Source organism: Thalassotalea sp. PP2-459 (assembly GCF_001913705.1).
GTDB classification, from domain to species: Bacteria; Pseudomonadota; Gammaproteobacteria; order Enterobacterales; family Alteromonadaceae; genus Thalassotalea_C; species Thalassotalea_C hakodatensis.
This window is the reverse complement of sequence record NZ_MKQD01000072.1, coordinates 1-12,783: the sequence shown is the minus strand read 5'-3', so window position 1 is coordinate 12,783 and position 12,783 is coordinate 1. Positions and strand designations below refer to the sequence as shown.

The window sequence follows — 12,783 nt, the reverse complement described above, 5'->3', positions numbered from 1 at the left end:
TTTAATCATATCAACCAAAGAAACTCTAGCGCCGTTTAATCCATAGCGTACCTTTCACGTTAAATTTCATTAGCTCTGTTTATTGCGAGTTATTTTAACGAATGAAATCTAGATGCTTTTGGTAGAAGTCACCAACAACCGGAAGATGTGTACGTTGGCCAGTTAATGCATGATAAAACCCAGTACACCAAAGTACGATAATACCTAAGCATAATACCCAACCAACAAAAGGGACTAATGCAAGCAGTGCTCCGGTGATAATTAACCCAAGTGAATCCCTTAAATGAAATTTGGCTAACGCAGAACGGTGATCACCATAGATGAAAAATGCAACTACCCATCCTAGAATAGTCATATAAGACAACACGGAAACGACTTTTACTACATCATATTTCAATCGACTATACGCACGGAAATACATAACGTTACCTCTTAATCGCTATTTTCTCGCCAAAATGAAATAGCATTCACACTAGCAAGAATCCTTGTATGTCTTAACCATAGTGAATAAATACACCAGCTTCAATTATGCTTATGTGAATAATTTGTTAAATCATCGTTAGCAATTAGGTAAGTAATTTATTTTAAAGTTAATCTAAGCTGGTGATTTTTTTAGATTGAATACTTATAGTGAGGTCATTTTTTATAGCAAAATACTAGAGCGTGTTGATCTTTCATGTTTACTTTTGCCGCAATTTGTTTGGTATTTATACAAGGCAACACTTGCGCCGTGTAGTTATTCTACTCCAGTCAAGGGTTAACACAGTAGAAATGCCAAACAGATACAGCCGGAAGGGTTCAACTAAACGCCTCCTGCTCTTTGTTACTTGAATTAACCATAGAATGACTATGCAATAATCCAAGTGCCTCGATCAAAAGGCGTTTAATTTGAACAAAATTTAAACAGCAAAGATCAACACGCTCTAGAGGCTATAGATCTATCGCGTTATTTTTTAGACATTTATTGGCTTTCAGACAAAGCATGCCTTTAATGTGTGGTTATTCCACATCAAAAACAATAACGGGCGCTATTTGCTTATTAGCGCCCATACGTATTCATTAGCGTTTAATATTAGCCATTTACACGTTTTTCAGCGGCAACTTTTAAGCCCGTATTAGCAAGTGCAGTTAAATTTTCAGATACGACACTTTTAGGTAATTTACCTATCATCATTGCACCTGTTTCATTAGCATTTGCTGAAGCAGCGAATTGCAAAAGGTTTTTACCATTACATTCTACCGTATCAAAAACACGGCGAATTTTAATTCGTTGTGATTTTAGGTAACTACGTAGTTTTGATTTTGCATCAGCAGCAACAAATTCACATAAATTTTGCGCCACATTATTGGCTTGAGCTTTAGGTGCTATAGTAGAAAGAAGGAATGTAACTAAAATAACAATAACGAAGTTTTTCATGATGACCTTTTCCAAAAAAGTAGATTAATAACTTTATAGAAACTGCAAGCATGATAAGCTTTTTGATCACTTAGGTAGCTCCACTGTCATAGAAAATCCGTAGACTGGTAGCTTTGCGTAATACCCTTTCAAGTATCTTGCCGTTTCTAGCTGCGCGCATTGTATAGATATCAACCAAAGATGCAAGCAATATTTTAACTATGTAAACTTACTGTTCAGGCAAGCGACAAAAAGATAAAATGTCTTAGAAAAATAAAATGTGTAAGGTTTAACATGACAATCGAAATAGAAGTTTCTTCTCAGCCCATCGAATTATATAAATTATTGAAGATAGCTAATCTTGTCAGTGGTGGCGGTGAAGCAAAAATTGTTATCACCGAAGGTTATGTGTATTTAAATGGTGAGCCGGAGTTTCAAAAACGTAAAAAAATTTTCCACCAAGATATCGTGCAATTTAATGGTGAAGAAATCCAATTGATATGTTTTCAAGCACCTAGTTCACCTCAAAAAAAGAAAAAACTTATTGGTGAGCACTCAACAAGTAAACCGTCTAATTCTATGCAAATAAAAGGTGGTCGTAAGAAAATATCACTGTAAATTGACAGTAAATATACAAGATTATGCTTTAAGATCTTAAATAATTGGACTGTATTTACTTCAATAGGTAATTAACTACATTTTTCTCTTTTGCACAATACCACCCCCTGTTAGAATAAAGGCACTATATTTATAATATTTTCATGATTCATACGGAACAAAAAACCCCATGCGTACTAGCCAATACTTACTTTCTACGTTGAAAGAAACCCCAGCGCACGCTGAAGTAATTAGCCATCAATTAATGCTACGAGCAGGTCTTGTTCGCAATGTTGCCTCAGGTTTATATACATGGTTACCCACAGGGCTTCGTGTGTTAAGAAAAGTAGAACATATTGTTCGTGAAGAAATGACAAAAGCGGGTGCTATTGAAACATTGATGCCAATGGTACAGCCTGCTGATTTGTGGCAAGAATCAGAGCGCTGGGAAGATTACGGTCCAGAACTGCTTCGACTTCAAGATCGTCACGATCGCTCTTTTGTTTTAGGCCCTACGCATGAAGAAGTTATTACTTCAATTGTGCGAAACGAAGTTAACAGCTACAAACAATTACCGTTAAATGTTTTTCAAATTCAAACTAAATTTCGTGATGAAATACGCCCACGTTTTGGTGTTATGCGAGGCCGAGAGTTTTTGATGAAAGACGCCTATTCATTTCATATTACCGATGAATGCTTGAAGAAAACGTACCAAACCATGTTCGATGCTTATTGTCGAATATTTGAAAGATTAGGTTTAGATTTCCGCCCTGTTGTTGCTGACAATGGTTCAATTGGTGGTGAAGGCTCGCATGAATTTCATGTGCTTGCTGATTCAGGCGAAGATGATATTGTTTTTTCTGATAGCTCTGAATACGCAGCAAACATCGAAAAAGCCGAAGCATTAGCCCCAGTAGGCGAGTGCCCTCAAGGCACTCAATCAATAACTGAAATAGCCACTCCTGATGCTAAAACAATTGATGCAGTGGCAACAACATTAAATATTGCAGCTAACCAAACCGTCAAAACGTTACTTGTCAAAGGTGCGACAGAAGATCAACCCGTAATAGCACTTGTTGTGCGAGGCGACCATCAACTTAATGAAGTTAAAGCTGAAAACCTACCACAAATTAGTAGTCCATTAACCTTTGCAACTGACGAAGAAGTACAGCAAGCGGTTAGCTGTAGTGTAGGTTCAATTGGTCCTGTAGGTTTATCAATTCCTGTGATTGTTGACCGAAGTGCAGTACATATCGCTGATTTTGTTTGTGGTGCAAATAAAGATGGCTTTCATTTCACTGGAGTAAACTGGGATAAAGATATAACCCGTTATACTGTTGCAGATATACGAAACGTTATTGAAGGTGATCCAAGCCCGTGTGGTAACGGGAATATCGTGATCAAACGTGGTATTGAAGTTGGACATATATTTCAACTAGGCAATAAATACGCTAAGGCGATGAATTGTGGTGTGCTGACAGAGTCAGGTAAAAACCAAACGTTAACCATGGGCTGTTATGGCATTGGTGTTTCTCGTATAGTCGCTGCGGCTATTGAACAAAACCATGACAAATATGGCATAAAATGGCCAAAAGCTATTGCGCCATTTCAAGCCGCGATCGTTCCAATGAACATGGCAAAATCAGAACGAGTGAAAGAAACGGCTGAAAATTTATACAAACAGTTATCTAATGTCGGGATAGATGTATTGTTCGATGATCGAAAAGAGCGCCCTGGTGTGATGTTTGCTGATCATGAACTAATAGGCACACCGATGTTACTCATCGTTGGTGAGCGAAATTTAGATGACAACAAAGTTGAAGTAAAAAATCGTATCACTGGTGAAAAATCATTGCTTGATATTGGTGATGTGTTAAGTCTATTTGAATAATCATACATAATATAAACGGCTAAACACCTCTCTTTAGCCGTTTATATTAACTTCGTATTCATATTTGATGTGATACACTTTAGTTGTATCATTTATAATATGGAGTTTATATGAAGTATCTTCTAGGTGCCTTAACCTTTCTCATCGCACCGCAATTATCGGCAGCTGATAATTTATTTAATTGGCGTCACGTACAGGCAGAACAACATACTAGCAATTCAGGTATAGGTGTTAAATATCAGCAAGGCGATAAATTTACGCTAAACTCCAGTACCCTGGCCTCTTTTAATATTGGTGATACGTTTACCGTAAATCTTAAAGATGGTAAAAGTTACCTCGCTAACATTATCAATATCAAAGAAAAAGCCCATACAAAACATATTATTGCTCATATTCATCAACAGCAACGAAACTTACCTTTGGTGATCACCCTAGGGGAAAAACAGTTTTTTATGCGAATTGTTGCACCAGAAAAAACATGGGTTGCGCAAGGTAAACAGCAATCAGGCTGGATAATCGAAGAAAAATTTAAACATCATGCACCACTTGTCAATGACGTAAAAACACCCAAAAAACGAATATTAACAAAGCACAAGAATATTGCAGCTCCTGAACAAAAACATTTTAAACATCACGGTAATATCAAACGTTCAGCACCAACCAAAGCAAGAAACTCTGCAGCAAACAATACAAATGTTGATGTATTATTTGTCTATGCCATACCACAAAGTTTTATCGACAGTGAATACAATGGTGATGTGTTAACGCGTATTGAACATCTAATAGAAGTAACTAATCAAATTTATATTGATAGCAATGTCAATATGCAAATAACAGCGGCTGATATTATGTCAGTCGATTACCCAACCGAATTAGATTCAGATACTGCACTTGATGATATAACCTTTAACGAACATGAAGCATTTAGTGATATAGAAAACATTCGTTTTGAACAAGGTGCCGATATGGTTGCCCTATTACGCCCTTTTGTTGATGGTGATACAGCTTGTGGTCTAGCGTGGGGTAATGCAACCATTGCTAATTCAACAAATTATATGTTTAGTCATACCAGTATCGATTGTGGTGATTATGTACTTGCCCATGAGTTAGGCCATAACATGGGGCTAGCCCACTCTCGTGCACAAGGAGATACAGGTTATACATTTCCTTACGCTTTAGGTCATCGAATACAAGATGTAGACAATGGTTTTTCATCGGTAATGGCTTATTCTGTTAACAACGCTGGTAAAATATATAAATTTTCAAATCCTGATATTTTATGTACAGAGTTACCTTGTGGTATCGATAGAAATGATCCTGTAAATGGCGCTGATGCTAGTTTCGCATTAAACCAAGTAAATACTGAGCTAGAAAACTTATTTCAGGCAGAGCCTAACTTAGCTCTTGCTAATGAAGCATTAGCCAATATAACCGATAACAATTTAAAACAATGTTTAAGTAATACCATTAACAACAGCGATATTAAATATGCTGGCCAAGTGACTGATCTTTATTGTAGTTTTAATAATGTTGATTTACTCAACGGCATTGAGCATTTTCCAAATATTGTTAGCTTAACGCTAGATAGTAATAACATAAGCGACTTATCACCACTTTCTGGGCTTACGAAACTTTCATACTTATCCTTATCAGATAACAACATTAACGATATTAGTGCGTTATCACAAACAAGCCAGTTGACCAATGTGTACCTTGATTTTAATAATATTGTTGATATATCTGCACTTTCAGCCAATAACCGAATGAAACAACTTTGGATAAATGATAATAATATTGAAAACCTTTCTGCGCTTGCTGGTAAAACCGAACTTTATTATTTATATGCAACCAATAATAGCATTCAATCTATTGAGGTATTAGAAAACTTAAATGCACTTGAATACTTGTATTTATCAAGTAACAACATAAGTGATATTTCTGCGTTAGCAAATCTCTCTTTTTTACGGTTTTTATATATAGGCTACAATGATGTAATAGATGTTTCGCCATTAGAGAACTTAAAAAAATTAGAAATTTTAGCACTTTATCACAATGAAATTACTGACATCTCGCCTCTCTTGAGTTTATTTTCACTAGAAACGCTTGAAATAGATCATAATGATATTGTTACGATTCCACTTGGCGAACAAATGCCGAGTTTGAACGTATTAGAAATTAACAACAATTCATTACAAAGCATTGAAAATATTATCCAGATGCCATTTTTGGAAAAATTATATTTAGCAGATAACAATATAAATAATATCAGTGCTCTTAATGCTTTAACTAATTTGGAAGAGTTAACGCTAAGCAATAACCCGTTCGTGAATACAACAAGTTTGGGCGAATTAACGCAGTTAACCAAGTTGCTGCTCGATAATACTCAAGTAAATTCTTTAGCATTTGTAAACAACCTACAGAAGTTATCCACCCTAAATATCACGAATACTATGGTTAATGATATTTCAGCTTTACAGTATGGCTTAGCGTTAAATAACTTGGACATCAGTAACTCGAATGTGACTGATGTTAGCGCTATATTTGAGCTTCATAATCAATGGCAAACTATCAATACATCAGGATTAATAGATATTCAATGCTGGCAACAAAACTATGTTGAACGTTTTATCAACGTCAGTAACTTCTTTAAAGCGTCATCGTGCGATCCAATCAGTGACTTACAAGATTTTGATGGTGATGGTGTGAGTAATGACGCTGAACTTGCGAATGATACCAACCCTATTTATCACAATACTCAGCCAGGTAGTATTCACTTTCAACTGACTCATTTTACCCTTGAAGAAAATAGTGAAATTAATTTGTTCAAAGTGATTCGATCTCAAGGTGGAAGTGGCGAAATAAGTATCGATTTAAAAGCAAATGCTGAAACAGCTACCGCTGGAAATGACTATGTAGAGTTATCGCAAACATTGACCTTTGCAGACAATGAGTTTTTTAAAGTACTTTATTTATCTTCAGTAAGAGATAATGAATTTGATCAGGGTAAAACCTTTAAGCTTTCCTTAGAGAATATATCTACTGGCAATATTGGCACCCCTGATAAAATTGATGTGACGATACAAGATACCGACCAAGCCAATATTTCTTGGTTAACAGAAAATTTAGAAGTTTCCGAGAGTGAAGCTAGTGTTACAGTGACCCTACAACGGCCGAATCAAGCACCTAACGAAGCATCAATAACGGTTGGAGCGATAGATGCAAGTGCAGTAAATGATGTGGATTATCAATTTGAAGAACAAGTGATCAATTTTGCACAAGGCGAATACACGAAAGAGGTTACTGTTAACATCATCAATAACTCTGATTATTCCGGCGATCGGGTTTTTTACTTATCACTTTCAAATGCCAATGGAGCTGTAATCAATGATGAGGATAAAAACCTTTCAATCACCATTTTAGAAGATGAACAACCCGTTGTTGGAAAAGTTGCATTCACAACGGCGAGTACTTCGATAAATGAAAATGATAATGAAGTATCATTAATAATATCCCGTTCAAATGGCTCATATGGAGCGTTATCGGTTAACTATCAAACCCATGATGCTAGCGCATTAAATGGCAGTGATTATGAGTTAACCGAAGGTACAATAACCTTTGAAGACGGTGAAATACAAAAAACGATCACCGTTAATATTACCAATGACACCCTTGATGAAAGCGATGAAACATTTACCGTGACACTGACGGCAGATGACATGAGTTTACTTGGCGAGAACGATACTGTTACAGTCACCATTATTGATAATGACAGTACTACTCCACCTCCAACTACTGGAGGTGGCAGCAGCAGTGGCGGAGGCGCTATATGGTACCTGATCTCGTTACTTATCTTTAGTACATTTGTTAAACGTAAAAAATAAATAAGCAATAAAAACGCCACTATCATGTGGCGTTTTTCCTAGGATAAAATTACAAAATAAATAATAACTTTAATGCTCAACAAGTTCTTTTTTAGATTCAAAACTTAACACTAACTTATCTTTTTTCACCCCTACTTTGGCTACACCACCTTGCACTAAATCCCCAAATAGCAATTCATTAGCCAATGGTTTTTTCAAGTGCTCTTGAATCAGGCGAGACATAGGTCTAGCTCCCATCGCTTTATCATAACCATTAACGGCAAGCCATTTTTTCGCATCTTTGGTTAATTCAAGAGAAACGCCTTTATCATCAAGTTGAGCTTGTAGCTCTACAATGAATTTATCTACGACTTGATGTATTACATTATCATCTAGATGATTAAACCAAATAATATTGTCTAAGCGGTTTCTAAATTCAGGTGAAAATATTTTATTGATTTCATTCAGTGCATCAAAACTATGATCTTGTTGTTTAAAACCAATTGATTGTCTTGTTGTTTCTGCTACACCAGCGTTTGTCGTTAGTACTAGCGTAATATTTCTAAAATCAGCTTTACGGCCATTGTTATCCGTTAGCGTACCGTGATCCATCACTTGCAATAGAATATTGTAAACATCAGGGTGTGCTTTTTCTATTTCATCTAATAACACAACGGCATGAGGATGTTTGATCACCGCATCTGTTAATAATCCGCCCTGCTCATAACCGACATAACCAGGAGGTGCGCCAATTAAGCGACTAACTGCGTGCTTTTCCATGTACTCAGACATATCGTAACGTAATAACTCAACTCCAAGCACTTTAGACAACTGTTGAGTCACCTCAGTTTTACCGACTCCTGTAGGACCTGCGAATAAAAATGAACCAACGGGTTTGTTTTCTTGGCCTAAACCAGCACGAGATAAACGTACCACTGATGTTAATTCATCAATCGCGTGATCTTGACCAAAAACGACTAATTTAAGGTTTCTATCTAAGGTATGTAAACTATCTTTCTCTGACGATGATACTGACTTTTCAGGGATCCTTGCCATTTTCGCCACTATTATTTCAATATCACCATCATTAATCACTTTTTTACGTTTAGAGCTAGCAAGCAATTGTTGTTTCGCACCGGCTTCATCAATAACATCTATTGCCTTATCAGGTAAAAAGCGTTCATTGATATATTTAGCCGATAACTGTGCTGCCGCACGCAATGCTTTATTGGTATAGCGAATACCGTGATGCGACTCATATTTTTCTTTCAAGCCTTGTAAAATTTTTGTGGTGTCATCAATACTTGGTTCAACAATATCAATTTTTTGGAACCTTCTTGCTAACGCGCGATCTTTCTCAAAAATATTTTGATATTCCTGATAAGTGGTAGAACCCACACAACGTAATTTACCTGATGAAAGTAATGGCTTAATTAAATTTGAGGCGTCCATCATACCGCCAGAAGCTGCACCAGCGCCAATAATTGTATGTATTTCATCAACAAATAAGATGGCATTCCCTTCTTGCTCAAGTTCTTTCAATAACGCTTTGAAGCGTTTTTCGAAATCACCACGATATTTAGTACCGGCAAGTAATGCGCCTAGATCTAAAGAATATATGATTGTGTCAGCTAAAAACTCAGGTACTTTTTCTGAAACAATCAGGTTTGCCAGACCTTCAGCAATCGCTGTTTTTCCTACCCCTGCCTCCCCGACAAATAAGGGGTTGTTTTTGCGACGACGGCCGAGGACTTGTAACGTTCTTTCTAACTCACTTGCACGACCAATAAGCGGATCAATTCTGCCGACTTTTGCTTGTTCATTTAAATTTGTGGCAAAATTTTCCACTGTGCGCGGTTCTTCTTCTTGCTGATTTATTTCTTCATGTGCTTTATTACTTGGCTGCCCTTCCGCCTTCGCGATACCATGGGAAATATAATTAACAATATCTAAACGGTTAATATCAGATTTTTTGAGAAAATAAGCCGCTTGAGATTCTTGCTCACTGAATATGGCAACTAAGACATTTGAACCACTAACTTCGCTTTTCCCTGACGATTGCACATGAAAAACTGCACGCTGTAATACTCGTTGAAACCCTAGGGTAGGTTGAGTTTCACGTTCTTCCTCTTCCGCAGGGATCACAGGTGTAGTTTCGGCAATAAAGTCGAGCAACTCTTGCCTAAGCTTTATCATATCAGCGCCACAAGCCTTTAAAGCTTGTATTGAAGACGGATTGTCTAACAACGCTAACAATAAGTGTTCTACCGTCATGAATTCATGACGAGACTCTTTCGCCTGACGAAAGGCCATATTTAACGAAATTTCTAAATCTTTATTTAACATAGGCTACTCCACTTCGACACTACGCAAAATCATACTTTTTCCATCGTACACATTAAAGGATGCTGATTTTCTATCGCATAATCGCATACTAAACTGACTTTGGTTTCAGCTACATCTGCAGTAAATGTGCCACAACGACCTTTACCTTTGTAATGAACTTCAAGCATAACATCGGTTGCTTTTTCTTCGTTCATACCAAAAAACTTTTTTAAAACGTCGATGACAAAATCCATCGGCGTGTAATCATCATTTAACAACACTACATTGTACATAGGCGGTTTTTGATGTTGATCAACAACCTCATCTTCCAACAATTCTTGGTTGTCGAATATTTCTTTCCAATTGCTCATTCTTTTATATTAGTCTGTGGTAGAAAAATTTGCTTTAACAATTTTGTTAAAAATTAAAAATAATAGGTTAATTAGTTGTGAATAAAACTTGACTAATTTATTTTATTATCTACGATTTAATCAGTGACTATTTTTTAGTCACTATTTACTGAACTTAATGTTTCTGGGGAAGCATAACGAATTACCGATGAATTTAGAAGGAAGTTGATGTATGGCTCACGGTAAAGTGAAGTGGTTTAACAACGCAAAAGGCTTTGGTTTTATCCGTCCTGATGACGGTGGTGAAGATATTTTCGCGCACTATTCCACAATCGAAATGGACGGCTATCGTACATTAAAAGCAGGACAAGATGTTGATTACGAACTAAATGCGGGGCCAAAAGGCCATCACGCATCTGTGATCAAACCGTCTGACTTTGACGATGTAACTGAATAGTAATACCGATATTAAAAAAACACAGCTGAGGCTGTGTTTTTTTATGTCTGCTATATGAAAAATATTATTGAGTAATTTTCATATGTTCAATGATGCAATCACCAAAGCCAGAGCTAGTTAGCATGGTACTATCTGCTATTTTGTTTGCTAGATCATAAGTGACTGTTTTAGCCCTGATCGCATCACGAATTCCTTTTACAATATTATCCGCCGCTTCGTGCCATCCCATATGTCTCAACATCAACACAGCAGCAAGTAATAAAGCGCTTGGGTTTACTTTATTTAATCCAGCATACTTTTGAGCAGTACCATGTGTTGCTTCGAATACAGCTGCATCATCACTTAAATAGCACGCAGGAGTAATACCTGTTGTATTGCTTAATGTAGATAATAAACTTTGTAAGCTTGGTCCGTAAGCAAACGGTGCAACTAACACTTGATATTCAGCAGGGTTTAAAACAAGTTGTGCTATCATCGACTCCACACTGATGTCTTTAATAATGATTTCAGTACCTGTTTTAGGGTTAACAAGACTCACCCAAGGACCACCATTAATAACTTTGCCATCAAATTCTGTTTTTGCTAACTGATATCCCCAACGACAAATCGCATCTGTAAAGTCTGCGGTATTTCCGCCATCATGTATTAAGGCAACACTTCTTTTATCTTGTGCAACCGCATGCTCAATCGCTTTTTTTAATAATTGTTCCACATCAGAACGATTAATAGCGATGGTACTCGTAAAGCTTTCATCATCCGTTTGTTGATTGAGTTCTTTATTCGAAAATAAAGAGGGTTGGCCTTGAAACACCTCAATATCTATTTGTTGTTGATGATTAATGAATTTAGGTAATCCATCAAAGCACTGAAACGAAAATATACTATGTTTCACTTTTAACTGTTCACGCAGTTGAATACTTAACGATTGTAAGCCACTACCTATTGGTGCATCTAACGGGCCTTTAATCCCTACTTTATATTGTTTAAATGCCTGAACCGTTTCATCAGGCAGCCAAATATCATCATTGAAATGTTCCGTAGCACTAACGCCTGCGTAGGTTTTCAACCAAACTATTCGTTTATCACCACCATATGCCTTTGCTACGGCAGCATCCACTACTTTTAACATCACTGGTGTAATATCAATGCCAATGCCATCACCGACGATATACGGAATAATAGGTGCATTAGGTACGTTTAAACTGCCATTGGTATTCAGCGTGATTTCTTGCCCATGTTTAGGAGTATTTTGTGTTGTTGTCATTTCGCCTTCCTCATCATTAAACCAAGCATAGTGGTATGACCTTTAAGCTAAACGACTTAGGTTTATTTCTCTAATATAGAATCAGTGATATTCATTATCACGCGGGTTAATAGTAGTAAATTTGAAGGGCTGTTCTCTATGGTCTGTTGATCACCATACGAATGCTTTTTCTGTGTTAATTGTTACTTTTTGACAATATTTTACAGCTTAAGAAAGGTTATAAATACCTTTAAAAATTGATTGATAAACTAAAAGCGCGATCAAAAATAAGCCTAGCATTTTGCTTTAAATTTAATGACACTCCTTCACGTTTCACGTTACCTTGTATCGATTTATTGTTAAACATGCATTCAAACATGCCCTGAGAAATAAACGATTAAAGATCAAAACTTGGAAATTTTTTTATAATTAACAATATATCACGCATAAAGTGACAACAGTCTAAGCTTGATATTAACATCACTAATGATCTAATCCCTTTTTGGGGGCGCTTGCGTTTCCAGAAAGGGGTTTTAAATCGTTACTTGTATATGCGTCTACCCATGGTAGCTCAAGGGTTTTAAAATTGAATTAGAATGATAAAAAGAGCATGCAAATGGTACCCGGGGCCGGACTTGAACCGGCACGCTGTTACCAGCGAGGG

General features: G+C 36.6%; 9 protein-coding genes and 1 riboswitch. Of the genes, 4 read left to right on the top strand and 5 right to left on the bottom strand.

What is annotated here, in order from left to right; genetic code table 11:
* Window positions 1-94: 94 nt before the first annotated feature.
* Together BI291_RS16170 and BI291_RS16165 are read right to left on the bottom strand one after the other, a co-directional pair.
* Window positions 95-421 (bottom strand): hypothetical protein, encoded by a 327-nt coding sequence (locus BI291_RS16170; protein WP_074500067.1) that lies wholly within the window; start codon window positions 419-421, stop codon window positions 95-97.
* A gap of 651 nt (window positions 422-1,072) precedes the next feature.
* Window positions 1,073-1,417: a DUF3718 domain-containing protein gene (locus BI291_RS16165; RefSeq protein ID WP_074500065.1), complete on the bottom strand. Its 345-nt coding sequence runs from the start codon at window positions 1,415-1,417 to the stop codon at window positions 1,073-1,075.
* 70 nt (window positions 1,418-1,487) lie between these two features.
* A riboswitch (cyclic di-GMP riboswitch) is annotated at window positions 1,488-1,569 on the bottom strand.
* 121 nt (window positions 1,570-1,690) lie between these two features.
* On the opposite strand from BI291_RS16165, the gene BI291_RS18250 reads away from it, so the two are divergent.
* From BI291_RS18250 to BI291_RS16150, 3 genes are all read left to right on the top strand, one after another.
* Window positions 1,691-2,014 (top strand): RNA-binding S4 domain-containing protein, encoded by a 324-nt coding sequence (locus BI291_RS18250; RefSeq protein ID WP_083602136.1) that lies wholly within the window; start codon window positions 1,691-1,693, stop codon window positions 2,012-2,014.
* 169 nt (window positions 2,015-2,183) lie between these two features.
* A complete protein-coding gene (locus tag BI291_RS16155; protein WP_074500064.1) occupies window positions 2,184-3,884 on the top strand; it encodes a proline--tRNA ligase in 1,701 nt (566 codons plus the stop codon).
* 110 nt (window positions 3,885-3,994) lie between these two features.
* Window positions 3,995-7,765 carry a Calx-beta domain-containing protein gene (locus tag BI291_RS16150; RefSeq protein ID WP_074500061.1) on the top strand — a complete coding sequence of 1,257 codons (3,771 nt, stop codon included), beginning with the start codon at window positions 3,995-3,997 and terminating at the stop codon, window positions 7,763-7,765.
* 69 nt (window positions 7,766-7,834) lie between these two features.
* On the opposite strand, the gene clpA is transcribed toward BI291_RS16150, so the two are convergent.
* Window positions 7,835-10,090, bottom strand: coding sequence for an ATP-dependent Clp protease ATP-binding subunit ClpA (gene clpA, locus BI291_RS16145; RefSeq protein ID WP_074500059.1), 2,256 nt, complete (start codon window positions 10,088-10,090; stop codon window positions 7,835-7,837).
* A gap of 29 nt (window positions 10,091-10,119) precedes the next feature.
* Window positions 10,120-10,440: an ATP-dependent Clp protease adapter ClpS gene (gene clpS, locus BI291_RS16140; protein ID WP_074500057.1), complete on the bottom strand. Its 321-nt coding sequence runs from the start codon at window positions 10,438-10,440 to the stop codon at window positions 10,120-10,122.
* A 211-nt stretch (window positions 10,441-10,651) separates the two neighbouring features.
* Here clpS and cspD point away from each other — a divergent pair, with 211 nt between their 5' ends.
* Entirely contained in the window at window positions 10,652-10,876 is a 225-nt protein-coding gene (cspD, locus tag BI291_RS16135; protein ID WP_074500054.1) for a cold shock domain-containing protein CspD, read from the top strand.
* 64 nt (window positions 10,877-10,940) lie between these two features.
* Here cspD and BI291_RS16130 read toward each other — a convergent pair whose 3' ends face one another.
* Window positions 10,941-12,140, bottom strand: coding sequence for an isocitrate/isopropylmalate family dehydrogenase (locus BI291_RS16130; protein WP_074500052.1), 1,200 nt, complete (start codon window positions 12,138-12,140; stop codon window positions 10,941-10,943).
* Between the last annotated feature and the right edge of the window lie 643 nt (window positions 12,141-12,783).

Excerpts from the sequence above, each read along its gene's own strand:
- clpS (WP_074500057.1), bottom strand. The coding sequence starts at position 10,440 with ATGAGCAATTGGAAAGAAATATTCGACAACCAAGAATTGTTGGAAGAT.
- BI291_RS18250 (WP_083602136.1), top strand. The coding sequence starts at position 1,691 with ATGACAATCGAAATAGAAGTTTCTTCTCAGCCCATCGAATTATATAAA.
- BI291_RS16150 (WP_074500061.1), top strand. The coding sequence starts at position 3,995 with ATGAAGTATCTTCTAGGTGCCTTAACCTTTCTCATCGCACCGCAATTA.
- BI291_RS16155 (WP_074500064.1), top strand. The coding sequence starts at position 2,184 with ATGCGTACTAGCCAATACTTACTTTCTACGTTGAAAGAAACCCCAGCG.
- BI291_RS16170 (WP_074500067.1), bottom strand. The coding sequence starts at position 421 with ATGTATTTCCGTGCGTATAGTCGATTGAAATATGATGTAGTAAAAGTC.
- clpA (WP_074500059.1), bottom strand. The coding sequence starts at position 10,090 with ATGTTAAATAAAGATTTAGAAATTTCGTTAAATATGGCCTTTCGTCAG.
- cspD (WP_074500054.1), top strand. The coding sequence starts at position 10,652 with ATGGCTCACGGTAAAGTGAAGTGGTTTAACAACGCAAAAGGCTTTGGT.
- BI291_RS16130 (WP_074500052.1), bottom strand. The coding sequence starts at position 12,140 with ATGACAACAACACAAAATACTCCTAAACATGGGCAAGAAATCACGCTG.
- BI291_RS16165 (WP_074500065.1), bottom strand. The coding sequence starts at position 1,417 with ATGAAAAACTTCGTTATTGTTATTTTAGTTACATTCCTTCTTTCTACT.